Source organism: Pelagimonas sp. (genome assembly GCF_058892305.1).
In genome coordinates, this window is sequence record NZ_JBZXVN010000003.1 from 1 (window position 1) to 25,477 (window position 25,477).

The window sequence follows — 25,477 nt, forward strand, 5'->3', positions numbered from 1 at the left end:
GTTTTGCCGAACTGATGGCGCGCGGCCAATCGCCGTTGACGGATGAATTCGGCCTTAACCGTTTCGCCGAAGGCCGCTTTATCGACGAAAGCGTGGCGGCGGGGGTGGCGCACTGATGTCCTACGCTCCAGATCGCAAAGCAGTTTTCATACTTGACCATCCCTTGCCGATTTCCTTCCTAATTTTGGTTGTTGGTTTTGTCGGGGGCTATTTGGTGGAGAGTGCCTCTAGTCAGCCATTTTTTGAACGGTTCGGAGCGCTTACAGCAGGTTTGGGGGTTTTAGTTTTCGGAGTCGCAGCTGGTGAACTCTTAACTAGATCTCAGGGTTCGTTTATCATGGACGACGACGGGGAACCACCAGCTCCATTCAAATCGTCCACTGTCAGATACGCACTGAATTGTCAGGCGGTTGTTGTCTTTCTCGGAACAATTCAATGGGGTTTTGGCTCCATGCTAGTTGGAAGCGAGTAGCTTATGCTAATCCTTGAATGCCCCTATTGCGGCGTCAAAGCCGAAGAAACCGAACTTCACGCAGGCGGAGAAGCGCATATCAAACGCTTTGGCCCCGGCTCAAGCGACGATGACTTCGAAACCTACCTGTTTCAGCGCGAAAACCCGATGGGGGTGCATTTTGAACGCTGGCGCCATGTGAATGGCTGCGGGAAATGGTTCCACGCCGCGCGCTCAACCACCACGCTTGAGGTTTTCGGCACTTATAGCGCCCAAACCTTTGGACCGCCCCAAGAGATCAAAGATAAGATCACCGCCCGTCTTCCGGGTTGGAGCTGGAGGGACCTGTCGTGACCCCATTCTTCATCTCGCCACCTAAACTTCCGCCGGAGGCACCCCAGACCTCCATTCGCGAAAAGGGCCACTGATATGAGCACCCGTCTCGCTAAAGCCGGTCGCCTGATTGACCGTAGCAAAACCGTGAATTTCTCCTTTGATGGCAAGCGTTTCACCGGCCATCAGGGCGATACTTTGGCCTCGGCATTGCTGGCCAATAACCAGATGATGGTTGGTCGAAGCTTTAAATACCACCGTCCACGCGGCATCGTTGCCAGTGGCGCAGAAGAACCAAATGCCCTTGTTAACTTGGGCACCGACACGCATCACGAACCCAATCAACGTGCCACGACGACGGAATTGTTCGATGGGCTGACCGCGACGCCGCAAAACGTCTGGCCAAGCCTCGATTTTGACATCGGTGCGGTGAATTCCTACGCCTCTCGTCTTTTAACGGCGGGGTTTTACTACAAGATGTTCATGTATCCGCGGGCGTTTTGGAAGCACGTCTATGAACCCTTCATTCGCCAATCGGCGGGGCTCGGAAAGGCCCCTGATCCCGAAACGCGTGACCCTGATACCTATGAACATTTTTATGCCTTCGTTGATGTTCTGATCATCGGCGGTGGTGTCGCTGGTCTTCAGGCCGCCAAAACCGCGGGTGAGGCCGGGGCCAAGGTTCTGTTGATCGAGCAAACCCCGGATTGGGGTGGGCGGACCATGGTGGATGGCGGCGAAATCGACGGGGTGTCGGCCGAAGATTGGGTCAAGACAACGCTGCAAGCCCTTGAAAATATGTCCAATGTCACGCTCCGCACTCGGATGATGGGCGCAGGAGTTTACGATCACGGCTATGTTCTTGGATATGAGCGTCTGACCGATCACGCACCCAAGGCGCAAGGGCCGCGTCACCGTCTTTGGCGTATTCGGGCTAAACAAACCATCACCGCAACCGGTGCCATTGAGCGCCCGCTAAGCTTTGCGGGCAATGATGTTCCGGGGGTGATGTTGGCCTCTGCCGTGCGCGATTATGCGGTCAACTATGGCGTTTCTCTTGGCGATCGCACTGTGGTGGTCACCAACAACGATGATGCCTATCGCACGGCGATCACGTTGAAAAAAGCCGGTTTGGATGTTCCGATGATTGTTGACGCCCGCGATGCGGGTGGCGGCACCTTGATGGATGAGGCCTTGGCCCTTGGCATCCGCGTCGAAACTGGCTGTGGGATTGCCAAGGTGCATGGCAAGAAACGTGTCACTTCGGTCGACATCTGCAAGCAGGCCGGTGAGGGCGCGATGCTCTGGAATGTCGGATGTGACGCTGTTGCGATGTCTGGCGGTTGGTCGCCGGTTGTTCATCTGTGGTCCCATTGCGGTGGCAAGCTTACTTGGGATGAGACCCAAGCCTTTTTCCGACCAGATCCGGCACGCGCGCCCAAAGGGGACGATGGAAACGCCTTTGTGCAAGTCGCCGGTAGTGCCAATGGTGAAATGCATTTGAGAAACATCCTGCAAGACTCAGGAATCTTGGGGAAAAATTCTGCGAAAGCAGCGGGGGCAACTGGGTCGACATCTGCAATTTCGGTTGCAAATGTGCAACCTGAAGCGCCGATGCAACCTGTCTGGTTGATGCCGCAAGGGGCGCATTATGGGCTTCGATTGAAGGCTTGGTTGGATTTTCAGAACGATGTCAAAGTGTCTGATGTTCAACTTGCCGCTCATGAGGGCTATGAAAGCGTTGAGCATACCAAGCGCTACACCACTTTGGGTATGGCGACGGACCAAGGTAAATTGAGTAATATCAATGGTCTTGCAACTCTTTCTAATGCGCTAGGTGAGGATATTCCGCAGGTTGGGACTACCACGTTCCGCCCCCCTTACACACCCATTTCCATGGGTGCGATTGCTGGCGAAGCTCGTGGTGAGATTTTCCAACCAATCCGCAAGACACCGATGCACGATTGGCACGACACCAACGGTGCCCATTGGGAACCTGTCGGCCATTGGCGCCGCCCCTATGCCTTTGTCAAAGATGGCGAAACGGTCAAACAGGCAGTTCATCGCGAAGTGCTTGCCACCCGCAATAGCCTCGGCCTTTTGGATGCGTCGACCCTTGGCAAAGTCATCGTCAAAGGCCCGGAGGCAGGTAAGTTCATGGACATGATGTACACCAACATGATGTCCAACCTGAAAGTTGGCAAATGCCGCTACGGGTTGATGTGTAGCGAAAACGGTTTCCTGTCGGATGACGGCGTGGTTGCGCGTATCGACGACGACACCTGGCTTTGCCACACCACGACGGGTGGCGCGGACCGTATCCATGCCCATATGGAAGAATGGCTACAAACCGAATGGTGGAATTGGAAAGTTTACACCGCCAATATTACCGAACAGCTGGCGCAGGTCGCGGTTGTTGGTCCAAATGCGCGCAAAGTCTTGGAAAAACTGGGCGGCATGGATGTATCCAAAGAGGCCTTGCCCTTTATGGAATGGCGCGATGGTGAGTTGGCCGGTTTCCCGGTGCGGGCTTATCGCATCTCTTTCTCGGGCGAATTGTCTTATGAAATCGCCGTGCCCGCCAATCTGGGCCGCGCGTTTTGGGACAAGCTTCTTGAGGCCGGGGCCGAGTTTGACGTGACGCCCTATGGCACCGAATGTCTCCATATCATGCGGGCCGAAAAGGGCTTTATCATGATCGGTGATGAAACCGATGGGACGATCATCCCACAGGATCTCGGGCTCAACTGGGCGATCTCGAAGAAGAAAGAAGACTTCCTTGGCAAACGCGCCCAACAGCGCAGCCATATGACCGATCCAAAACGCTGGAAGCTTGTCGGGTTGGAAACGGTGGATGGATCGGTGTTGCCGGATGGGGCCTATGCGGTGGCCGACGGCACGAATGCCAATGGCCAACGCAACACCCAAGGGCGCGTCACCTCGACCTACCATTCGCCAACTTTGAACAAGGGCATTGCCATGGGGCTTGTGCTCAATGGTCCTGATCGCATGGGCGAGGTGATCGACTTTGCCGAGGCCGATGGGGAAACCATGATCAAAGCCAAGATTGTCAGCCCGATCTTTTATGATCCCGAAGGGGAGAAACAGAATGTCTGATCTAACGACGGCCCTGAATGGGGCAAGTTTCGACGGTTTGGTTAAGGTGGAAGAATTGCACGCGCAGGGGATGATCACTCTTCGCGGCGATTTTGGCGACCCTGCCTTTGTGGCCGCTGTAACGGGAGTGGCCGAGGTGTCACTGCCCGGCCAACGTGGTGCGGTTATGGACGGGCGGCGCGGTCTGCTTTGGATGTCGTCGGATGAGCTTTTGCTTCTTTGTACCTATGCTGAAGCACCGATTTTGGCCGCGAAGCTGGAAAACGCATTGGCAGGGCAACATTACCTCGTCGCCAACGTCTCGGATGCGCGGGCCTGTTTTACGCTAGACGGCGCCTCTACCCGCGAAGTTTTGGCCAAACTGGCCCCTGTCGACATGGCCAAGGATAGTTTCGGCCCCGGAGAAGTTCGGAGAACGCGGCTTGCTCAGGTGGCGGCGGCGTTTTGGATGACCTCGGACGAGGGCGCACAAATCGTTTGTTTCCGCTCCGTCGCAGAATATGTTTTCAATCTTTTGAAATCAGCTGCGGTTCCGGGAAGCGACGTGAACTTCTTGCGATAAGCCAGATATCGGTTGAGCGATGATTGGGGCCAGACCCTAGTATGTTCAACAAGAATATGTGCGTTATCAGGAGTTTGGATTTTGCAGGCAATGCTTGTTGCTTTGGCAAAACTTCCGAGCTTCTGAGAGACTTGTGTGGTTGCTTGCCCTTCGGGTCTGACTGATTTCACTCCAGCCTGCAGTCTATGCTATCGAATTGGATCGCTCTTTCTGCTGGCACATATCTCGTCTGGACAGAAATCAGTGACACCGTGCATCCCAAGTCAGCGGGCCCTGAGCCTAATCAATTTAATATGGTCTGGCCCTATATTGCTTCGATCGCAGGATTTGTATCCCACACGATTGTATTTTGCACAATCTTTGCTTGTGGAAGCAGCGCGCAGTTACTAGATACCGGAGCAAGGTATTGGAGAATATAATGAATAATGTAGTTAAAATGGCTTTGGTCGCCTCTATTGGCTTGTTTGCGCAGCCTGCCTTTGCGGGCGGAAAAGTCTACGAGTGTAAAATTGGCAACACGCGCAGCCAGGGCAATTGGTTGCCAAAGGTTTTATTTATTGGTCACAATCACACCGAAAAGAAAGTTATTGTGTCTGACCCGATTATTCTGCACTTCAATGACAGGCAGCCTATCGAAGGTCGTGTGAGCACCGACAATTCAAAGCGCATTACATTTACGTGGAATTTGCAAACCAAAGTGCGTTCGCAGACCGCGAAAATCGCTTACCGTGCGACCTATATGAAGGCCACGGGGCGTCTGAATATCTCGGGTTCTCCTTTGGGGTACTCCAACCGCTACACTTCAAGCGGAACATGCGACGTCAAACCGATGAAATGATCGTATGCTTGGCCTTGACCTTGGGCGGTCAACGCGACAGGTATGAGGTAATCAACCACTTTCTGCGGACAAGGGACACCACCGATGGCTTTTGAACTTCCTGATCTTCCATATGCTCACGACGCGCTGGCCTCCAAAGGCATGAGCCAAGAGACAATGGAGTACCACCATGACATCCACCACAACGCCTATGTTGTGAATGGCAACAAGCTGATTGCTGGCACCGAATGGGAAGGCAAGTCGCTCGAAGACATCATCACCGGCACTTATGACGCGTCTGCGGTTGCCCAAAATGGTATCTTCAACAATGCGTCGCAGCACTGGAACCACATGCAGTTCTGGGAAATGATGGGCGCGGGAAGCAATGACATGCCATCCGAACTCGAAGCTGCTCTGAAAGAGAGCTTTGGCACGGTTGACGCGTTCAAGGATCAGTTCTCGGCCGCGGGTGCCGGTCAGTTCGGCTCCGGCTGGTGCTGGTTGGTCAAAGACACCGATGGCGGCCTCAAAGTCACCAAAACCGAAAACGGCGTGAACCCACTCTGCTTTGGTCAGACTGCTTTGCTTGGCTGTGACGTATGGGAGCATTCCTACTACATCGACTTCCGCAACAAGCGTCCTGCTTACCTGGCCAACTTCTTGGACAACCTGGTAAACTGGGAAAACGTGGCATCGCGTCTGTGATCCACATGGCGGGTTTATTATGATCACCCGCCGCACATTTATCAAAGGTCTGCTGGGCACCGTCCTAGCAGGCCTTTTTTCTGGGGCCTATGCGTTTTTTATCGAACCGGCTCTGCGTTTGCGGGTGCAGACTTGGCGGATTGCCCGCAAGGATTGGACAGCCAAACCCCTAAAAATAGCTATCTTATCGGATCTCCATGTTGGGGAACCTTTCGTTGGTCCGCGCCGAATACGCCAGATCGTGGCGCGTATGAACGCGCTGACCCCGGATGTGATCCTATTGTTGGGCGATTATGCCGCCGGGCACCGTTTTATCACCAAACCTGTTGAGATCGCCGAGATCGCGCCGATACTGGCGGATCTCAATGCCAAACACGGGGTTTTTGCGGTTCTGGGAAACCACGATTGGTGGGATGATTTGAACGCGCAAAAGCGCGGCGGTGGGCCGAATCTCTATGCCCAAGCGCTTGAGGCCAATGGCATTCCTGTGTTGTCCAACACTGTGATTAAACTTGGTGATCTTGGCGTCTGGATTGCCGGGCTTGAGGATCAATTGGCCCTGATCCGTCGACCGGGTGGCCTTAGGGGGCTGGATGATCTTGAAGGCACCTTGGCGCAGATTACCGATGATGACCCGGTGATTTTGATGGCGCATGAACCTGACATTTTCACCAAAGTTCCAGATCGCGTCGCGCTCACCTTGTCGGGGCATACCCATGGGGGACAGGTGCGGTTGTTTGGCTGGTCCCCGATTGTCCCATCGCGGTTTGGCAACCGATACGCCTATGGCCATGTGCGCGAAGCGGGGCGGGACCTTGTGGTCTCAGGCGGGATCGGCTGTTCGATCATGCCGGTGCGTTTTGGCGTCGTGCCTGAAATAACGGTGGTCGAGATGGCGCATGTCTGACGCTCAGCGCGGATTTTTGGCGATGCTTGGGGCCTGTTCGATATGGGGCCTGTCGCCGATCTATTACAAAGCTTTGACCCACGTACCTGCGGGCGAATTGCTAGCGCATCGCTCGTTTTGGTCTCTGGCGGTGTTTGCCGGTGTCTTGGCGATACAAGGCCGTTTGGGGGCCCTAAAAACCGCGATGGGGTCACGCAGAGCTGTGGTCATTTTGGTCATCGCCGCGCTGATGATTTCCATCAACTGGGGGCTGTTCATCGTGTCGGTGCAAATTGGCCGGGTGACGGAAACCTCGATGGGTTACTACATGTTCCCGCTTGTCGCTGTGGCGATTGGTGTGGTGTTTTTGCGTGAAAAACTAACGCTCTGGCAATGGCTTGCGGTGGCATTGGCAACAATCGCAGTGGTGCAACTGGCCTATGGCCTTGGCGCGCCGCCGTGGATATCGCTCATCCTTGCCGTCACCTTTGCCCTATACGGGTTGATCAAAAAGAACTTGAGCACCGGCCCGGTGGTTTCGGTCACCGCCGAGGTGGTGTTGATCGCGCCGTTTGCCATTGGCTGGCTGGCATGGATACATGCGCAGGGGCAGGGGCAATTTGGCCAAGACGCCACAACAACGGCGCTTTTGGCCTTTTCCGGGGTGATGACGGCCTTTCCGCTGATCCTGTTCTCTTACGCCGCGCAACGGGTGAACATGAGCACCCTTGGCCTGATGCAATACCTCAACCCAACCCTGCAATTCTTTTGCGCCGTTGTGGTGTTTGGAGAAGCGTTGAGCCAACACCACCTGATCGCCTTCGTGTTGATCTGGACGGCGCTGGCAATCTACTCGATTGCCTCCTTCAAAAAAGACAAGACATAGTAAGGGGGCTTAATCCGCCTCTGGGTCGAACAGAAATTTCAAGGTTTCTTTGTAGAACCAAACGCTTGTGTAATCATCTCCGTCTGCATCGTTGCGAAAGCAAAGAAACAAGAGGGTCAGACCAAGGGTTTGGCGTTGCTTGATCGAATACAGCTTGGTTGTGTCGCAAAAAAGGCGGGCGGTTTTATTAGAACGTTGATCTTGCAAAAGGGGCCAAAAGTGATCTTCGAAATTATGGCTGTGCTCTTTGTCACCTTCCGAAATCAAAAAGTGGAGTATTTTGGGTAAGAAATAGGCCAGCGCTTGGGCCGAAAAACAGCCAAAAGCTTCTTCGAGGTGGAATAGGTTATAGTCCGCAAAAGGGCGCTCGGTTCGGAACTCTTCGGCAGCAATCCTGACGCAATGGTGCCGTCCATTAGATGTAACAATGAGTTCTGGATATTGGATTGGCCGACTTTGATCATAAAGACCCGCGAACTCAGGATAGGGGATATCCGCGAAGTTTGTCTCAAGCAGGTCAAGGATCAATAGTTTTTGACTGGGGTCGTGGTTTGCCATTGTGATCTTAGAACTCGGTAAAACCAAGAAACTGCTCAGCTCCCGCCGAGGAGCCGCCCCTTTGTATTTACTCAAACAATCAGGCCAGAAATCAAGGGGGGCTTAAGTGCAGTCGCCTAGGACAGCGCACGTCGCAGAAGCGCCATCACATCATCTGCGGTTGGGGCGGATTGAACAAAGTCCAAGAGCGACGCATCGGCAAAGCCGCTATCAACGATATGGGCAAGCAAATCGCGCAAAGGCCCCCAATAGCCGTTCACATCCATGAGGATGATCGGCTTGTTATGAAGGCCAAGTTGGCGCCAGGTCAGCACTTCGAAAAATTCATCCAAAGACCCGGCCCCGCCGGGCATAACCACCACCGCATCGGCGTTCATCAGCATGACTTTTTTGCGCTCATGCATGGTTTCTGTGACCACATAGGTGGTGAGATCGGTTTTGCCGACTTCCATATCAACAAGGTGTTTGGGGATGACGCCAAAGGTATTGCCCCCGGCCGCCTGCGCCGCGCGCGCGACGGTGCCCATCAGACCAACATCACCCGCCCCATAAACAAGGCGCCATTTGGCGCGGGCAATCTCTTGGCCCAAGGCATTGGCTTGATCGGTAAAGGTCTCGTCATGGCCCGCTCGCGAGCCGCAATAGACACAGATTGAGGTGAGCGACATGAAATCCCCGCGTAGCTTGTGGAAAAGGTGTTTTGACCGCTGATACCTCGTAAGCTATACACGCTCAACCGCTCAGTTTTTTCTGTTTCTGGCCTTGGGGGGCTTTGGGCAAACTGGGTGATGGAAGAAAGGCTGCTATGAGCAAACTCGCACTTTATCTTGCGATCACGGGCGCGGCGAGCGCCGGTGTGGTGGCGGTTGCGGTTGTAACCGGTGCAATAGACTTGCCCGGTTCAAAACCGGACCCCGCGCAACAAGAACAGGCAAATGCCGACAAGGCGCCCGAGGTTGCCGTTCTTGCCCCCAAAAGCGCGCCCGCACCAGAGGCGGGGGCCGAGACAAGTCTGATCGCTGATCCCGTGGTTGCGGTTCCTGACGCCCAGCCAGAGGTAGAGCAAGACGCAGCGCCCGCCCCTGATAGCGTGTCGGAACCGGTGTCTGGGCCAGAAGCTGAGCCAGAAGTCGAGGCAGAGCCTGCTGTCGTCGAAAGTCCGGCTGCTCCAGAGCCTGAAACAAAGCCTGAAGACGTAGCGGTTGTAGAGCGGGAACCAGAGACAGCGGCGGATGCGTCGGATGTTGAGGTTGCCTCTAAGCCCGACGCCCCGACCGTTGCAGTGGTAGAGCCCACCGATCAAAGTGAAGCAGAGACCCCCACACCAGGTGTTGAGGCCCCGGTGGTCGAAACAACGCCCGAAGTCGTCGCAAAAACCGATGATGTTCAGAGCGAAGATATTCAAACGGAAGCCGCGCAAGTTGTTGTTCCTGCACCGCGTTTTGACATTGTCCGCGCCGAAACCGACGGCAGCACCTTGGTCGCTGGCGTGGCTGAGCCGGGTACTCAGCTCGAGGTTTTGGTTGATGGCAAAACCAGCGAGACCGTCAAAGTTGGGTCTGATGGGCGTTTTGTGACGTTTGTCGACCTGCCTGCAAAGGGCGCGGCCTCGGTCTTGACTCTGCGCAACGATACCCCGGCGGGGGCGTCGGTGTCCGAAGAACAGGTGATTGTCACACCCGCCATCCCAGCGCCTGCACCGAAAGAGGAAAGCGTCGCCACGGTTGCGGATGCCTCCGAGCCGGTGGAAGAAACGGATGTGGCACAGGTAGATGTTGATGCCCCCAAACCGGTTGTAGACACCGCCGTTGCCCCAGACATCGCCAGCGTTGTTCCCGAGGCTCCGGCCGAACCCGAACAGGTGGCGGCCCTGGAAAGCACCGCCCCGGTTGAGCAAGATAGCCCCGCTGCAGAGGCCCGCACCGAACCCGAAGAGGCTGAAGAGCCAACCAAACTATTGCCGCCAACCGTTTTGATCTCCTCTGCGCGTGGCGTCGAAGTTCTGCAAACCGCGCCAGTTTCGCCGGGTGAGGTGGCATTGGATTCAATTAGTTACGACGAAGACGGGGAAGTATTGCTTGCTGGGCGGGGTGAAGAGGCCGCTTCGGTTCGGGTCTATCTCGACAATACGCCGATCACCACGTCGCGCATTGAGGCCGATGGCCGTTGGCGCGTCGAATTGCCCGAGGTCGACACCGGCACCTATACGTTGCGCGTTGATCAGATCGACGCCAGCGGCGCGGTAACGGCGCGGGTCGAAAGCCCGTTTTTGCGCGAAAGCGCCGCGCTTTTGGCAAACGCGCTTGGCACCGGGTCCGGCCCAGTGCGGTCGATCACGGTCCAGCCCGGTCACACCCTTTGGGAGATCTCGACCAATCGCTATGGCGAAGGCAAAGACTATGTGCGGGTCTTTGATGCCAACCGCGATCGGATCGGCGACCCCGATTTGATCTACCCCGGTCAGGTGTTTGATCTCCCTGATTGATCTGACCCTCGGGCCAAACCGCTGTTAGATTATGCGCTTCCGCGCGCTTTTTGACGTTTGACGCGCCGTGATACCCGCCGTCATTGTGGAGATGTGCATTTACGCACAGAGGAGGCGACGTTTCACGATCTGGTCACTTGGGTCCGCATGGCTTACCTATGTTCGGACGCAAGCAGGAGCTCACCATGCCGCCAGCCACCGACACAGATGACATAGCTCACGAGGAGCGCCAATCAGGCTTGAAGGTGATACGCCGGGTTTGGCCATACCTTTGGCCGGATGGTCTCACTTGGGTCAAACGCCGTGTGGTGATTGCCATGGCGCTTTTGTTGCTCTCCAAGCTGATCGCCGTCACCACGCCGCTGTTTTACAAGGCTGCGGTTGATCGGCTCTCTGGGGATGTGCCAGAGGTCGCAATTGGGGCGATTGGGCTAACGGTTGCCTATGGCATGGCACGTTTGATGACAGTCGGGATTCAGCAACTGCGCGACGCTGTCTTTGCCAAGGTTGGGCAACGCGCTTTGCGCGCACTGGCATTGGAAACCTTTACCCATATTCATAACATGTCGATGCGCTACCATATTGGTCGCAAAACTGGTGGCCTAAGCCGGATCATCGAGCGGGGCGTCAAAGGCGTCGAGTTCCTGCTGCGCTTTTTGCTGTTTTCCATTGGACCTTTGGCTCTTGAGTTGTTCTTGGCCGGAGTGATTTTGTTCTATATGTTTGACGTCTGGTATCTGGCCGTCGTGACGGTTGTGATTGCCGCCTATGTCGCCTTTACCTTCAAGGTGACGGAATGGCGGGTCAAATTGCGGCGCAAGATGAATGCCCAAGACACCGATGCCAATCAAAAGGCCATAGACAGCCTGCTGAACTTTGAAACCGTTAAATATTTCGGTGCTGAATCCCGAGAAGCCGGCCGCTACGACGAGGCCATGAAGGGCTATGAAGAGGCGGCGATCAAAACCTCGACCTCGTTGGCGATGTTGAATTTTGGCCAATCGGTGATTATCACCAGTGGCCTTGTCGCCGTGATGGTGATGGCGGCGATGGGGGTGCAAAACGGCACCTTGACTGTTGGTGATTTCGTTATGGTCAACGCCTATATGATCCAAATCACCATGCCGTTGAATTTTCTCGGTACGGTCTACCGCGAAATTCGTCAGGCCTTGGTTGATATGGGCGAGATGTTCCATTTGCTTGAACAACCGCGCGAGGTGTCGGACAAGCCCGGCGCGCCTGACCTTGATGTGCAGGGCGGTGTGGTCGATCTCGCGGACGTTCAGTTTGGTTATGATGAGGCGCGTCCGATCCTAAAAGGGGTCAACGTGCATGTCGGGGCCGGGGAAAGCGTGGCCCTTGTTGGGGCGTCGGGCTCGGGGAAATCGACCATTGGGCGTTTGCTGTTCCGCTTTTATGACGTGGGCGGTGGCTCGGTGAAAATCGACGGCCAAGATGTGCGCGACGTGACCCAAGACAGCCTGCATGCCGCCATTGGGGTGGTGCCACAGGACACGGTGCTCTTTAACGATACGATCCGCTATAACATCGGCTATGGCCGCGATGGCGCAACCGAAGATCAGATCATCGAGGCCGCCAAAGCTGCGCAAATCCATGACTTTATCGCCGCTTTGCCCGATGGCTATGACACTCAGGTCGGTGAGCGCGGGCTGAAATTGTCTGGTGGTGAAAAGCAGCGGGTTGGTATTGCGCGAACCCTGCTCAAGAACCCGCCGATCTTGTTGTTGGATGAGGCGACCTCGGCGCTTGATACCGAAACCGAAGCCTCAATTCAGGGTGCGCTCAAACGCGCCGGGGAAGGGCGGACCGTGATCACCATCGCGCACCGTCTGTCGACCGTGTCGGATGCGGACCGCATTGTCGTTTTGCATGCCGGAGAAGTGGTCGAAGAGGGCACTCATGACGAATTGCTTGCCAAGTCAGGGCGTTACGCGCATCTGTGGACCATGCAAATCTCCGAAGAAGACGCGGCGTGATTGTCTAACTTTGGCACCGGACGTGGTTATGTAGAACAATTACGCATGTCTTCTTTGGCTGTGTCCGAGGTCAGCTCTCCTAAAACAGACCGGTATATACTGCGGGCTGCTCTGCAAACGGCTTCATCCGTTTCGGGGCCGTCGCGATCGGGAAAGACAAAGGCGATTGCCGTTTCTTCGCCGGTGTCGAGATGGATGCGAGCAATGGCGAAAGGGGCCGCTTTTTCGGTGCGTACAACTTGCTCATAGGCCGATTTCAATAGGTCCGGCAAAAGGTCAACTTGCATGGGGGACGTTAGGAATATCCCCCAAACATCGGCGTCCCAAAACTTATCATCCTCTTTTGGGTTCGCGAACACCTTGCGTTGTCTGTTGAGCACGCTCAGTTCCGCATGAAAGGACGATGGGGTTTGGAAACCTGCATAGACAAGCGGGCGGCCAATTGCGGCAAAGAAGCTTGGCCTTGTGTCGGCCAATAGGGATTGTCCTGCCAGCAACAACATCGCAAGACCAAACCCGAAGACGTTTTTCATTCCATGTCCCATGATGACTTCAACAATGCTGTCCATAGGGGCGGGTGCTGATTGGCACAATCCGACCAAACATCTGGCCCGTAGTGGCCCAATGAAGACCTTGAACACGACCTGAACGACCTTTTACGGTAGCCGCAATTTGTTCATGTGTTCTTCGGGAAAATGCGAAAGTGCTTAAAACAAAAGCGGGCTTGTGGGGTCTTTTTGTTTTGGTAATGTTTTCTGACCACGTTTGTTGCCTATCGGAAACTTTTTCTCTATCTAAGGCAAGAACCATCGCATCAAAGGGAGTCGCCCGTGTCTGACCGTGTGGAACGATTTGGCCTGCAAGTGGCCGCAGAGCTTGCCGATTTTGTCGAAACACAGGCCTTGCCGGGGACGGATGTCTCGGCAGAGGGCTTCTGGCAGGGGTTGTCTGACCTCGCGCATGAGTTCGGGCCGCGCAATGCCGCGCTTTTGGCCAAGCGTGAGGCGATCCAAGGTCAGATTGATGACTGGCACATTGCCAATCGCGATGCGCCTCATGATCACGCCGCCTACAAGGCGTTCTTGACGGAAATCGGCTATCTGTTGCCCGAGGGGGCGGATTTTGAGATCGAAACCGCCAATACCGATCCCGAAATCGCCTCTGTGCCGGGTCCGCAATTGGTGGTGCCGATCACCAATGCCCGCTATGCGCTTAACGCCGCCAATGCCCGTTGGGGAAGCCTCTACGATGGGTTCTATGGCACCGATGCCATGGGAAGCCTGCCCCCCAAGGGCGGCTATGACAAAGGCCACGGCGCACGCGTTATTGCCCGCGCGCGGGTTTTCCTAGATGAGGCATTCCCGGTTGCGGGGCTTAGCCATGCGGATGCCCGCCGCTACCATGTTCAAGGCGGTGCTTTGCTGGTTGATGAACGTCCTCTGGCCGATGCGTCAAAATTTGTCGGTTACCGTGGCCATCCCAAGGCCCCCGATGCTGTGCTGCTGTGCAACAATGGCTTGCATGTTGAGCTGGTCTTTGACCGCACCCATGTGATTGGTGCCCATGATCAGGCCGGTCTGGCGGATGTCCGGCTCGAAAGCGCCGTGTCGGCGATCATGGATTGCGAAGACAGCGTCGCCTGTGTTGATGCGGCGGACAAGGTGCAGGCCTATGGCAACTGGCTTGGCCTGATGCGCGGTGACCTGACCGAAAGCTTTGAAAAGGGCGGCAAACAGGTGGTGCGGGCGCTGAACCCGGACCCGACTTATACCGCGCCGGATGGTGGGGACGTGACCCTAAAGGGCCGGGCGCTTTTGCTGGTGCGCAATGTTGGCCACCTCATGACCAACCCGGCGATTTTGCTGCGTGATGGCTCCGAGATTTTCGAAGGTCTGATGGACGCAATGATCACGGTTTTGATCGCCAAACATGATTTGTCCAAGGCCGATGGGCTGCGCAATTCGCATCATGGGTCGGTCTATGTTGTGAAACCCAAAATGCATGGCCCCGAGGAAGTTTCCTTTGCGGATGAAACCTTTACCCGCGTTGAAACCGTGCTGGGCCTGCCGTCGAACACGGTCAAACTAGGGATCATGGACGAAGAGCGTCGCACCACAGTGAACCTCAAGGAATGTATCCGTGCCGCCAAGGCGCGGGTGGCTTTTATCAACACCGGCTTTCTTGATCGCACCGGCGATGAAATCCACACCTCGATGGAGGCCGGGCCGTTTAGCCGCAAGGATTTCATCAAACGCAAGGCGTGGATTGGCGGTTATGAAAACCGCAATGTCGATATCGGGTTGGAATGTGGCCTGTCCGGCAAGGCACAAATCGGCAAAGGCATGTGGGCGATGCCCGACAAGATGGCGGCGATGTTGGAAACCAAGATCGAACACCCCAAGGCCGGCGCCAATTGCGCCTGGGTGCCGTCGCCCACCGCCGCCACCTTGCACGCGCTGCACTATCACAAGGTTGACGTCTTCGCCGTGCAGGATGGCTTGCGCAAGGGCGGACGCCGCGCCCATGTCGATACGGTTCTGGAAATTCCATTGGCGACCTATCGCAATTGGAGCGAGGACCAAATCCGCCGCGAAGTCGAAAACAACGCCCAAGGGATTTTGGGCTATGTGGTGCGCTGGGTTGATGCTGGGGTTGGCTGTTCCAAAGTGCCCGACATCAATGATGTCGGCCTGATGGAAGATCGCGCCACTTGCCGGATTTCGTCTCAGCATATTGCCAATTGGCTGCATCATGGGGTGATTTCCTCGGATGCTGTGATGGCGATCATGAAGCAGATGGCCGAGGTGGTGGACCGCCAGAATGCGGGCGATCCAACCTATGTCGCCATGGCACCGGGCTTTGACGGGGTGGCGTTCCAAGCCGCTTGTGATTTGGTGTTCGAGGGGCGCGTTCAGCCCTCAGGTTATACCGAACCGGTCCTGCACCGCCGTCGTTTGGAACTCAAAGCGCAAGGGTAACACCTTTGTTTAGCTGCCTCAGCCGAGGACGGCTGGGGCTGTTCGACCATAGAAAACAGGGAAGACTGTGATGATTTCACTCGACCAAGCCCGCGGGATTATTCGCACCGCGATGGAAACCGGAGAAGCCGCCGGGATGAAACCGCTGTCGGTGGTGGTTCTGGATGCAGGCGGCCATGTTCTGGCCTTTGAACGCTCTGATGGGGCGGCACCGGGGCGCTTTGAAATCGCTATGGGCAAGGCCTATGGCTCGGTCATGCTCGGCATGGCGGGTACGGCGCAAATGGCGCGGGCCGAGGCACAGGCCTATTTCATTGCCGCAGCCAACGGGGCCTATGGGGGGCGTCTTATCCCAGTGCCGGGCGGCATCTTGGTCCGTGACGCCAATGGCGCGGTGATCGGGGGCGTCGGGGTAACCGGCGACACGTCGGACAACGATGCCATTGCCGGAAAGGCCGGTATCGAAGCGGTTGGTTTGACAGCTGAAATCTAAAACAAAAAACGCCCCCTGATTTTCAGAGGGCGTTTTTCTTTGTCTAAAGCTCCGAAATTAAGGCAAATACGCCATTGGATCGGTGCTCTCAAAGCCTTTGCGGACTTCAAAATGCAAGAAGGGCGGTTCACCGGCCCGGACCTTGCCAATAGATTGGCCGCGGCTCACGGCGTCGCCCTTTTTGACACTGATGCCGTCTAGGTTTTTGTAGACCGTGATCAAATCACCGGGGTGGCGGATCAAAAGGAATTTCACCCCTTCGGCGGTTGTGCTAATCGACGCAACCTTGCCCGATGCGGCTGCTTTGACCGGGCTACCGGGGCTGGCCGAAATATCGATCCCTTCGTTGCGGCCTTTGGCATAGTCGCGAATGATACTACCGGACACCGGCATGACCATCTGTGATTTTGGCGCGGCTGCTTGACCGACATCGGCCACAGGTTTAACGGGCTTTGGCTTGGGGGCCGCGGCTGTTGTGGTGGCTGCGCCCGCTGTTGCGGCTTTGGCGGCAGAGGCGGCGGGCGGTGTTTCATCCGGCAAAGGTTTAGAGGCCGATGGCGGCGTTGGTGTTGGGCTGCCGGTGCCGGGTTCCGGAATTTCACGGGGTTTCGGGGCGGCCACGGCGGTGGTTTTTTGCACCACCGGGATCAACAGGAATTGGCCTTCGCGCACCGCAAAGCTTTTGTCGAGCCCGTTCCATTCGGCCAAGGAGCGTGGTGACACATCGTAAAGGCGGGCAATCGTAAAGGCGGTTTCGCCCCGTTCGACCTTGTGACGGATCGGCTCAACGCCGCTTGGTCCGGCGGGGGCAGGTGTGGTTGGGCTGGCGCGGTCAATGGCACCGCCCGCCAATGTCGCGACATCAACGTTGGCTGCCGGTTTGATCGGCCCGGCAATCTCTGCGCCGGTTGCCGCCGAAGGTTCCGTAACCCGGCGGGGCAGGGCGACAAGTTCCCCTTTGCGGAGCGGATCGTCGATTTTCATGCCATTGTATTTGGCAAGCTCAGAGGCGGGCAATCCGATACGATTTGACAGGCTCGATAGCGTGTCGCCACGTTTGGCCACAGCGACCTGATAATTCGGATAGGAAATAATGCCGCGATCATCGGGCTTGGGGCGGTTTTCCGTCGCCTTTTGCGCCGCCGCAGACGTATCGACCGAGCCGCCGATTTTGCCGCGCAGGTCCAGATCAATAGGGCCTGAACAGGCGCTAAGCGTCATGCCAAGCACGATGCCCAAGACCGGGGTCGACACAATTCGGGTTTTGGCTGTCATCTCGAAATCCTCATACGCGCCCCTTGTTGCCGGGACGTCATTACACCGCCGCTACCCGGCAGATCAGTCTTTGCCCAAACCTTCGACCAAGGGGACAAACCGCACCGGACGCAGTTCGTCATAGTCAAAGCCATCTTCGTGTCGGGTGACACGGATCAGGTGTTGGACGGTGTCCGACTGGCCCACCGGTACAACCATGATACCGCCAATCTTAAGCTGCGCCAAGAGCGGGCCTGGCGGGTCTTCGGCGGCGGCCGTCACGATAATGCGATCAAAGGGGGCCTGATCGGGCAAACCAAAGCTTCCATCGGCTGTAAACGCCGTGATGTTGTTCAGCTCCATCTTCTCAAACACCTTGGTGGCGGCGCGGACAAGACGGCGATGACGATCCACCGTATAAACCCGGCGCGCCATTAGGGCGAGAACCGCCGCCTGATAGCCGGAACCGGTTCCAACCTCGAGAACCTTGTCGCGCGGGCCAATTTGCAAAGCCTGCGTCATCAGAGCAACAACAGAGGGCTGCGAAATGGTCTGACCGCAGGCAATGGGAAGCGGCATGTCTTCATAGGCGCGATCGGTGAAATAGCCCTGAATGAAATCGCCGCGATCGACGCGTTCCATAACCGATAACACCTTGTTATCAGTCACGCCTTTTGAGCGCAGAGCAAAGAGGAATTGCATTTTTGCGTCGGCGTCGAAACTCATGCGAAGGCGTCTTTCAGCGAGGATATAGCGTCATGGGCGGTCAGATCGGCGCGCATGGGCGTGACCGAGATATAGCCCGCCAAGTTGCGATCCGCGTCTGTGCCTTCCTCGGCGGGGGCGCGTTGATCACCGCCCCGGACCCAGAGAAAACGCCGCCCCGAGGGGGCATTATGGGGTTCAACGGAAAACCGCGTGTCGGCGCGCTTGCCTTGCGGGGCGACAACGGTGCCTTTGACATCGGCGGCGGGGATCGGCGGGAAATTCACGTTGTAAAACAAGCGGTAACCGCTTTGATCCGATGGGTCGGCGGCAAGGATTTTGCGCACAACTTCGGCCCCATGAACGGCTGCGGCCTCAAAAGGGTTGTCGAGCGCGTTATTCCCAACGCCGTAGTACTGCGACAAGGCAATCGCCGGGAGCCCTTGGAGCGCCGCTTCGAGGGCGGCACCAATTGTTCCGGAATACAGGGTGTTTTCAGCCGAGTTATTGCCGCGATTAACCCCGGATAGGACAAGATCGGGCGGGCAGTCTTTGAGCACGTCATGCACACCGGCAAGGACACAATCCGCCGGGCTACCTTCGGCGGCAAAACGCCGATCGCCCATTTGCGCGATCATCGTCGGGTGGGTGTACGAGATACAATGCCCAACGCCAGATTGTTCAAAAGCAGGGGCCACGGTCCAGACTTCTCCGTCCGGGCCGGCGATGTCGCGGGCGATTGCGTCAAGGATCTTGAGACCCGGCGCGTTGATACCGTCGTCATTGGTGATGAGAATGCGCATGGGATTGCCTGTTTGGTGTTTGTTTCTCCATAGGCAATGATGAGCGGTGGGGCAAGTCTGGTCAGCGTCACAGCCGCGGCGTGAGGTATTCGTGCAAAGCGCGAGACTGGAATTGGCCTGCTAGGTTCCGGGATGTGACGAATTGGCGAAATACCGGCTGCTGAGGCGCGAGGGCGGGCCGCTTTTGAATGGCACAATGTCGACGATCCCAAATCCGCCGTGTTGCAGCATCTCGACCACTTTGTCGGGCTGACAAGAGGCCTGCCCCCAACGCCAACGCACCAAGGTTGTCCACCAATGGGGCCGTGGTACCGACACAACATGCGTGCCACCGGAGGCCAAATGGGACTTGAGCCGCCGCAAGGCGGCATCTGGATCGGCACAGTGGTCGATCACATGGGCACAAAGAATAACCTCATAGCGGTGGTCGAGGGGGGCAACGGCACCGTGAAGAATGTTGGCTTGGGGAATGCTTGCCTGCGCTTGGGCAAGCCTGTGGTGCGACAGGTCTAGAAGATCAATCACCCCATCATAGTGGGTCTGGCCTAGATAGGCCTGAACCAATGCCCCGGTTCCACAACCCGCATCAAGGACACGATTGTGCGCAACCGGAACGCGGGGATGGCGGACCAGCTCTTATTGGGCTGTGTCAAAGGTCAGCTTGCGAATGCCGGACTGCCGCCCGCTGGCGGCATCGGCAAATAGCGATTGCATGTCGCGGTTCGACCGCAGTCGGGCGAGAGAGAAAAGGCGGCTTGGCAAAAATGAATTCATGCGCCAAGCAAGTGCGCCTTTTCGGATCGGGTTAAGACTGCTGGGATCGCATTTGCGTTAGCAAACTATCCGCTTCGTCATGGGGCGACACCAACGGGCTGCGGTCTTCTCCGGGATGGAAACGGGCGCGCAAGGCGGTGGCCATCGGGTTTGGAGTCATGACATGCACCTTGGGGCCGGTTTTGGCAGTTTCAGCCGCCCAAGTGCGCACCAATGTCATTTGTGCGGTCTTGGTCGTGCCATAATGGCCATAGAACGGTTCACCCCCGTGCGGGTCGTCAAAGAACATCGCCTGACCGCCTTCGCCCAACAGCGGGGCCACAAAGGGGATCATATGCGCCATGGCGTCCACATTGATCGACAGCGACTTGGACCAATCCTTTTGATCCATGTGACTTGCTGGGGTCAGGGGCGCGGCATGGATAGCGGTATGCGCCCAAAGGGCGACGCCGCCCCAACGGTCATAGATAGAGCGGCACAGATGGGCCATGGCATCGCGATTGGTAATGTCCATCGGCGCAAGCGTTGCTTCGCCGCCTTTGGCCTTGATCCGATCATCCAGATCTTCGAGCCCGCCGACCGTCCGGCCGACCGCAACAATGTGATACTCCGGGGCCAAAGCTTCGGCCAAGGCGAAACCAAGCCCGCGTGAGGCACCGGTTATGAGGGCGATCTGTGTCTTTTGCTCTGTCATGATGCGGGTGTGTCGCGCTTTGGCAAAAAGGTCAAGATACCGCAAGCGTCGCACAGGAACACTTGCAAAGAGGAAATTATAGATAATTTGCAAGGTTTGCAGCCGAAAAGGGCGCTAACATGGCTTGGACTGGCTGCGCCAACCTTGACACCCGCCCTATGCGCCCGCATGAAAGTAGGGTCTTTACACATCAAAGAAGGGGACGCGCATGTCTAGCCTTTCTCACGCCGTATTGGGTCAACAGTCTGCAATCAAGCAGGCGGGCCTTGTTCTGGGCGCTTCGCTCTTTATCGCCATTGCCGCACAAATCAGCGTACCAATGTTCCCGGTTCCAATGACGCTGCAGACGCTGGCGATCTTGCTGGTCGGGTTTACGCTTGGCGCTCGTTTGGGCACCGCGGCCTTGATCACCTATCTGGCCGAAGGGGCCATGGGCCTGCCAGTGTTCGCAAATGCCGGTAACGGCGCGGCCTTCTTTGGCCCGACCGCTGGCTTCCTTGTTGGCTTTGTTGGTGTTGCTTTCCTCGCCGGTCTGGCGGCGGATCGTGGCATTGCCAAAGGTGTTCTGTCGACTGCGCTTGTGGCGCTGGTTGTCTCGGCTCTGCTCTATGTTCCCGGCATCGCCTGGCCAATGGCCGTTGCCAAAGTTGCCGGCATCGAAGGTACTTGGATCGGCAAAGATTTCGTCTCCTACTACTGGGCCTACTTCATGCAGCCCTTCCTGATCGGCGACGCGGTCAAAGCGGTTTTGGTAGCAGTGATCATGGCCAGCGGCTGGAGTGCCTTGGCCAAGCGCTAATCGCTAAGCAGACCTTGAATAGCAGCGCCGTCCCATGGCTTTGGGGCGGCGTTTTTTGTTTGCCGGTGTGCGCCTGCGGCGGGCGGGAAAGGGGCGCTGCCCCTCTTGTCCCGAGGTATTTATGGAAAGAAGGCGCATTTGGCGTGTGAACCTCTATGAGGGGGCTTGACCGCGTTGACATGCTGGCGGACCCTTTCATTGCGCACTCAGGGTTAGTGAAGCCGAGATCGGTTCTTGGTGTCTAACGCACCCCGTCGCAAAACCGCTTTGGTATTTGGTTTTGCGTCGCAAGCCCCCAATATCGTTTCGATTTCGGTTGTGTATGGCGTCAAAATGTCATCAAGACGAGGTGGACGCGTCCCCCGCGTCCACAGGCATCATACGCGCCCTGCCTTTGTCTTTGAGACCGTGTAACACCGCGTCAAACTGGGGCGACCGGACGCGTGAGAGTCAGCCCCTATGGCGCGCGTCGCCACCGTTTTGATGCGCATATTTGTGCTATCCACAAGGAGCCCCTCAAAGCCGGATCCTCGCCAAGCATTTGAAAAGACACACAAGCACAGGTTCGGTGCTACCTGTTCAATCGGATGCAGAGCGAAGCCCACTTGTCACAGAGCCCGTGCAATGCCCGCCCAACCGCAATCACTCAATGCCCGTCATCTCAAACAGAGCGGCCTCACAGCCAGTAACCGGTTTGACGCGCAAAGATCCTATCTGTGACGTACGGAATGTCACCACGATCTAGCCTTCGTCTTGGTCGTGCAGGCGTTGCAGAGCGTCTTCGCAAAGGCCGTATTCGAGCCATTGGCAACCCGCGCAAATCGTTGAAAGCGAGCCGGGCGGGACGTTGTCTTTGATCCGGGTGAGCGCCTCATCCCAAGTAAGAACCTCGTGCGGTTTGAGGTTTAGGGCCGCGGCATGGGCGCGATCAAGCTGGGCGATGGATTGTTGATTTGTGCAAAGCCGACCCTGACGTTTGGGGCAGGGACCACAGATGTCGTCGGCAAAACCGGTCAGTTTGATCTTGGTGTCGCGCCCACCGGGCGCGCGCAGGCGGCCCATGACGATGACGCGCATATTGGCTGTGAAGGCGTCCGAATACCCTTTGCCCTGAAACCCGAGGGAACACAGGAAATGGTGGGGGCGAAAGCGGATCGGATCGTCTGACATATCAATCTTGGGTCAAATGCGGACGCAGGTCATTGCCAGCGGCGGCATAGATATCGAGCAGTTCGTCAAACGAGATGCCATTTGCTTGTGCCTCGGCCAAATCCCCGTCGATTGCAGAGAGGGCGGGGCGCTCAGCCGGGGATATTTCGGCCAAGGTAACAGCGGTCTGTGCGCCTTCCTCAAAGCCGGGCAGGGCATTGGCCAAGAGGCCCTCGCCACCCGAAAAGGGTTTGGGATCGGCCCCATAGGTGGCGCTATAGGCCTGCACCGTTTCTTCTGAGACTTCGGCCCAAGGGCCAAAACTCATGTGATCATCAGCGCCGCGAACCGGTAGCGGCAAGACGCAGCGCAAAAAGTAGCGACCGTCAAAACGGCACATGTCGCTGTTAAGGGCATCGTCCCCCACTTGCACCACATCCTGATCCTTGCGCGGACCATGCGGCCAGTCATCCGGGTGGTCATAGCCAAGGTCGTAAATACCGCTGAAGGATTGACCGCAGCAGGGGCATTGACGGGTGTCATCGTTGAAACGCCGCCAGCGGCTATCTAGAGCAAGAAGGGACATCTGATTACCCGCCTGTCAGTTTCAAATCGCCTAACCGGTCGGCGATGTCGAGAATCTCGCGGCTCGATAGCGGAATTGATGTTCTGTTCGACAATTTAAAGGCCTTTGAGCGCGTATGATGGTAATGCTTGATCAGGGTCTTGTTGGTCTTCACATAGGAAAAAACTGCGATTTCGCCTTTGGATGGCTGATGCCGATATGCCTCGCATAGGATAACAGCGACCTGATTGGTTCTTTTCTTTACCAGTTTCTGAACACCGATTTTGGTGCATGCTTTCTGGTAGGTTCGGATCTGCCCATCAAGATAGGCTTGGACTGTGCCGGACAAAGGCGTTTCAGCCGTGATCGCATAAAGCTGCGACCAGTTACTAAAACTCTCGCCTTTAGGGATGAATTCCAACAGGAAGAAGTTCGTACCAGTCGCTGATTTGCCGTTTTGGCGTGCCGTCTCGAAATCTTTAGCCTGCTTTGCATCGAGGTCTCGCGAGTTGACCCATGGCGGTGGTCTGAACTGCGCAGTTTGACCAAACAAATCAACGACCATTTTGGGTTCGGCCATGGCGGCCTGCGTGGTCGCCATGGTCAAAAACAATGCTATCGTCAGGCTTTGGAAAGCAGCAAATCGTGAAAACATACGCGCCTCGTACAAATGGTGTGAGCCAAGGGCTTACTCGGCGGCCTTCATCACAAAGCCCTTCTTGATCATATCCGCCGGTTCGACCGGATATTCGCCCGAGAAGCAGGCGTCGCAGTATTGTGGGCAATCGGCTTTGCGGCCTTTGGCTTCGCCCACGGCGCGGTACAAGCCATCAAGCGAGATGAATTTGAGGCTATCAACGCCGAGATGTTCGCGCATCTCTTCTTCGGTCATTGTTGCTGCCAGTAATTTGTCACGCTGGGGGGTGTCGACACCGTAGAAACAGGGCCAGGCGGTGGGGGGCGACGCGATGCGGAAATGCACCTCGGCGGCACCAGCATCAAGGATCATGTCTTTGATTTTACGCGACGTTGTACCACGGACAACCGAGTCATCGACCAAGATCACCCGCTTGCCTTTGATCAGCGCGCGGTTGACGTTGAGCTTGAGGCGCACACCCATGTTGCGGATGTGTTCGGTCGGTTCGATGAACGTCCGGCCCATGTATTGGTTGCGGATGATGCCCATGCCATAGGGAATGCCGCTTTCGTGGGCAAAACCAATCGCCGCAGGCGTGCCGCTATCGGGAACCGGGCAAACCAGATCGGCCTCAACCGGGTTTTCACGGGCCAGTTCCACGCCAATTTGGCGGCGGGTTTCATAGACGGATTGACCGCCGATGATGCTATCTGGACGCGAGAAATAGACATGTTCAAAGATGCAGAATTTTGATGGCTGCGGGCGGAAGGGGTGAAGGCTTTGAACGCCACTTTCCGCTGTAATAACAACCATTTCGCCCGGCTCAATCTCGCGGACGAATTCGGCACCGATGATGTCGAGCGCGCAGGTTTCCGAGGCCAGACACCAGCCGTCACCGATCTTGCCAAGCACCAGCGGGCGCACGCCCATTGGGTCACGCACACCGATCAATTTGGTGCGGGTCATGGCAACAACCGAAAACGCACCTTCGACACGGCGCAGCGCGTCTTCCATACGTTCGGGGATGTTGCGCTGGAGCGAACGCGCCATCAGGTGAATGATACATTCACTGTCTGAGGACGATTGAAAGATCGAGCCGCGCTCGATCAGTTCACGCTTGAGCGCTTCGGCATTGGTGATGTTGCCATTGTGGGCGATCGCCGCGCCACCCATGGAAAATTCACCAAAGAAAGGCTGGACATCACGGATGGCCGCGCCTTTGGATCCGGCGGTGGAATAGCGCACATGACCGATGCCAATCGGGCCGGGCAGTGTTTCCATAAGCCGTTGAGATGTAAAGTTATCCCGAACGTACCCAAAGCGTCGCGCCGAGTTGAAACCATGCTCGGGATCGTGTGTCACGATCCCACCGGCTTCTTGTCCTCGGTGCTGGAGGGCGTGCAAACCGAGCGCCACAAAATTGGCAGCGTCAGTCACGCCAACAGCACCAAAGATGCCGCATTCTTCTTTGAGTTTGTCTCCGTCGCTATTTACAGCGTCGAAATCGAACGGGTGGGCGGGGGGCATTATACCGTCGGGCAAGGGCAGCTCCGAATCCTGTCGCGAGTGTTCGGCCCCGTCATAGGCGAGGAAGCGGGCGCTGTCACGAAAGGATCACAAATCTTTGGGAGACTGTGTGGCTTTTTCGCGCGGCAAATTGCCCAATGTGACGAGGGGATGAACAAAGCGACCGCCCGGTAACGCCCCGCACGCCGCTATCGCAACGGGGAAATCTGTACAATTTGGCCTGAGGTTAGGGGAGATTGCCCCGATCCGATCCGGGGGCCCAGATTAGGGATTTGAGCCAATCTGTCTGATTCCCTCCGAAT

25 protein-coding genes are annotated in these 25,477 nt (G+C 56.5%); 12 read left to right on the forward strand and 13 right to left on the reverse strand.

The window, feature by feature from the left end:
• Positions 1–475: 475 nt before the first annotated feature.
• From AC5EFR_RS01115 to rarD, 7 genes are all read left to right on the forward strand, one after another.
• The gene (locus tag AC5EFR_RS01115; RefSeq protein ID WP_299921283.1) at positions 476–805 is read left to right on the forward strand and encodes a sarcosine oxidase subunit delta; all 330 of its coding nucleotides are present in this window, start codon (positions 476–478) and stop codon (positions 803–805) included.
• Between the two features lie 75 nt (positions 806–880).
• The gene (locus tag AC5EFR_RS01120; RefSeq protein ID WP_493574137.1) at positions 881–3,901 is read left to right on the forward strand and encodes a sarcosine oxidase subunit alpha family protein; all 3,021 of its coding nucleotides are present in this window, start codon (positions 881–883) and stop codon (positions 3,899–3,901) included.
• Complete coding sequence (locus AC5EFR_RS01125) at positions 3,894–4,463, forward strand: sarcosine oxidase subunit gamma (protein ID WP_493574138.1); 570 nt, start codon at positions 3,894–3,896, stop codon at positions 4,461–4,463. The genes AC5EFR_RS01120 and AC5EFR_RS01125 overlap by 8 nt, the downstream gene beginning before the upstream one ends.
• Before the next feature lie 418 nt (positions 4,464–4,881).
• On the forward strand, positions 4,882–5,301 hold the full coding sequence (locus tag AC5EFR_RS01130; RefSeq protein ID WP_493574139.1) for a hypothetical protein: 420 nt from the start codon (positions 4,882–4,884) through the stop codon (positions 5,299–5,301).
• Between the two features lie 84 nt (positions 5,302–5,385).
• Complete coding sequence (locus tag AC5EFR_RS01135) at positions 5,386–5,985, forward strand: superoxide dismutase (protein WP_431372702.1); 600 nt, start codon at positions 5,386–5,388, stop codon at positions 5,983–5,985.
• A 19-nt stretch (positions 5,986–6,004) separates the two neighbouring features.
• Positions 6,005–6,892 (forward strand): metallophosphoesterase, encoded by an 888-nt coding sequence (locus AC5EFR_RS01140; RefSeq protein WP_493574140.1) that lies wholly within the window; start codon positions 6,005–6,007, stop codon positions 6,890–6,892.
• Positions 6,885–7,757, forward strand: a complete 873-nt coding sequence (gene rarD / locus AC5EFR_RS01145; protein WP_493574141.1) for an EamA family transporter RarD — start codon at positions 6,885–6,887, stop codon at positions 7,755–7,757. The genes AC5EFR_RS01140 and rarD overlap by 8 nt, the downstream gene beginning before the upstream one ends.
• 9 nt (positions 7,758–7,766) lie before the next feature.
• Here the strand turns inward: rarD and AC5EFR_RS01150 are convergent, their stop codons facing one another.
• Both AC5EFR_RS01150 and AC5EFR_RS01155 read right to left on the reverse strand, forming a co-directional pair.
• Complete coding sequence (locus tag AC5EFR_RS01150) at positions 7,767–8,315, reverse strand: hypothetical protein (RefSeq protein WP_493574142.1); 549 nt, start codon at positions 8,313–8,315, stop codon at positions 7,767–7,769.
• Between the two features lie 116 nt (positions 8,316–8,431).
• Positions 8,432–8,983 (reverse strand): LOG family protein, encoded by a 552-nt coding sequence (locus tag AC5EFR_RS01155; RefSeq protein WP_493574143.1) that lies wholly within the window; start codon positions 8,981–8,983, stop codon positions 8,432–8,434.
• A gap of 137 nt (positions 8,984–9,120) precedes the next feature.
• Here AC5EFR_RS01155 and AC5EFR_RS01160 point away from each other — a divergent pair, with 137 nt between their 5' ends.
• Together AC5EFR_RS01160 and AC5EFR_RS01165 are read left to right on the forward strand one after the other, a co-directional pair.
• A complete protein-coding gene (locus AC5EFR_RS01160) occupies positions 9,121–10,800 on the forward strand; it encodes a LysM peptidoglycan-binding domain-containing protein (RefSeq protein ID WP_493574144.1) in 1,680 nt (559 codons plus the stop codon).
• Positions 10,801–10,985: 185 nt separating this feature from the next.
• Positions 10,986–12,797, forward strand: coding sequence for an ABCB family ABC transporter ATP-binding protein/permease (locus AC5EFR_RS01165; protein ID WP_493574145.1), 1,812 nt, complete (start codon positions 10,986–10,988; stop codon positions 12,795–12,797).
• Positions 12,798–12,823: 26 nt separating this feature from the next.
• Here the strand turns inward: AC5EFR_RS01165 and AC5EFR_RS01170 are convergent, their stop codons facing one another.
• On the reverse strand, positions 12,824–13,366 hold the full coding sequence (locus AC5EFR_RS01170; protein WP_493574146.1) for a hypothetical protein: 543 nt from the start codon (positions 13,364–13,366) through the stop codon (positions 12,824–12,826).
• 261 nt (positions 13,367–13,627) lie between these two features.
• On the opposite strand from AC5EFR_RS01170, the gene AC5EFR_RS01175 reads away from it, so the two are divergent.
• Positions 13,628–15,775 (forward strand): malate synthase G, encoded by a 2,148-nt coding sequence (locus AC5EFR_RS01175; RefSeq protein WP_493574147.1) that lies wholly within the window; start codon positions 13,628–13,630, stop codon positions 15,773–15,775.
• Between the two features lie 70 nt (positions 15,776–15,845).
• On the forward strand, positions 15,846–16,268 hold the full coding sequence (locus AC5EFR_RS01180) for a GlcG/HbpS family heme-binding protein (RefSeq protein WP_299921299.1): 423 nt from the start codon (positions 15,846–15,848) through the stop codon (positions 16,266–16,268).
• A gap of 57 nt (positions 16,269–16,325) precedes the next feature.
• On the opposite strand, the gene AC5EFR_RS01185 is transcribed toward AC5EFR_RS01180, so the two are convergent.
• The 6 genes from AC5EFR_RS01185 to AC5EFR_RS01210 all read right to left on the reverse strand — a co-directional run bounded on the left by AC5EFR_RS01185 (position 16,326) and on the right by AC5EFR_RS01210 (position 20,498).
• Entirely contained in the window at positions 16,326–17,543 is a 1,218-nt protein-coding gene (locus AC5EFR_RS01185) for a peptidoglycan DD-metalloendopeptidase family protein (protein WP_493574148.1), read from the reverse strand.
• 63 nt (positions 17,544–17,606) lie between these two features.
• Positions 17,607–18,248, reverse strand: coding sequence for a protein-L-isoaspartate(D-aspartate) O-methyltransferase (locus AC5EFR_RS01190; RefSeq protein ID WP_299921303.1), 642 nt, complete (start codon positions 18,246–18,248; stop codon positions 17,607–17,609).
• Entirely contained in the window at positions 18,245–19,030 is a 786-nt protein-coding gene (surE, locus tag AC5EFR_RS01195) for a 5'/3'-nucleotidase SurE (RefSeq protein WP_493574149.1), read from the reverse strand. The genes AC5EFR_RS01190 and surE overlap by 4 nt, the downstream gene beginning before the upstream one ends.
• Positions 19,031–19,150: 120 nt before the next feature.
• Entirely contained in the window at positions 19,151–19,663 is a 513-nt protein-coding gene (locus AC5EFR_RS01200) for a class I SAM-dependent methyltransferase (protein WP_493574163.1), read from the reverse strand.
• A 3-nt stretch (positions 19,664–19,666) separates the two neighbouring features.
• A complete protein-coding gene (locus AC5EFR_RS01205) occupies positions 19,667–19,804 on the reverse strand; it encodes a hypothetical protein (protein ID WP_493574150.1) in 138 nt (45 codons plus the stop codon).
• A gap of 31 nt (positions 19,805–19,835) precedes the next feature.
• Positions 19,836–20,498 carry an SDR family NAD(P)-dependent oxidoreductase gene (locus AC5EFR_RS01210; protein WP_493574151.1) on the reverse strand — a complete coding sequence of 221 codons (663 nt, stop codon included), beginning with the start codon at positions 20,496–20,498 and terminating at the stop codon, positions 19,836–19,838.
• A 208-nt stretch (positions 20,499–20,706) separates the two neighbouring features.
• Here AC5EFR_RS01210 and AC5EFR_RS01215 point away from each other — a divergent pair, with 208 nt between their 5' ends.
• Positions 20,707–21,297, forward strand: a complete 591-nt coding sequence (locus AC5EFR_RS01215) for a biotin transporter BioY (RefSeq protein ID WP_493574152.1) — start codon at positions 20,707–20,709, stop codon at positions 21,295–21,297.
• 741 nt (positions 21,298–22,038) lie between these two features.
• On the opposite strand, the gene AC5EFR_RS01220 is transcribed toward AC5EFR_RS01215, so the two are convergent.
• The 4 genes from AC5EFR_RS01220 to purF all read right to left on the reverse strand — a co-directional run bounded on the left by AC5EFR_RS01220 (position 22,039) and on the right by purF (position 25,175).
• On the reverse strand, positions 22,039–22,467 hold the full coding sequence (locus AC5EFR_RS01220; protein WP_493574153.1) for a DUF1284 domain-containing protein: 429 nt from the start codon (positions 22,465–22,467) through the stop codon (positions 22,039–22,041).
• A gap of 1 nt (position 22,468) precedes the next feature.
• Entirely contained in the window at positions 22,469–23,032 is a 564-nt protein-coding gene (locus tag AC5EFR_RS01225; RefSeq protein WP_493574154.1) for a DUF2199 domain-containing protein, read from the reverse strand.
• Between the two features lie 4 nt (positions 23,033–23,036).
• Positions 23,037–23,612, reverse strand: coding sequence for a hypothetical protein (locus AC5EFR_RS01230; protein WP_493574155.1), 576 nt, complete (start codon positions 23,610–23,612; stop codon positions 23,037–23,039).
• An 87-nt stretch (positions 23,613–23,699) separates the two neighbouring features.
• Positions 23,700–25,175 (reverse strand): amidophosphoribosyltransferase, encoded by a 1,476-nt coding sequence (purF, locus tag AC5EFR_RS01235; protein WP_493574164.1) that lies wholly within the window; start codon positions 25,173–25,175, stop codon positions 23,700–23,702.
• Positions 25,176–25,477: the final 302 nt, after the last annotated feature.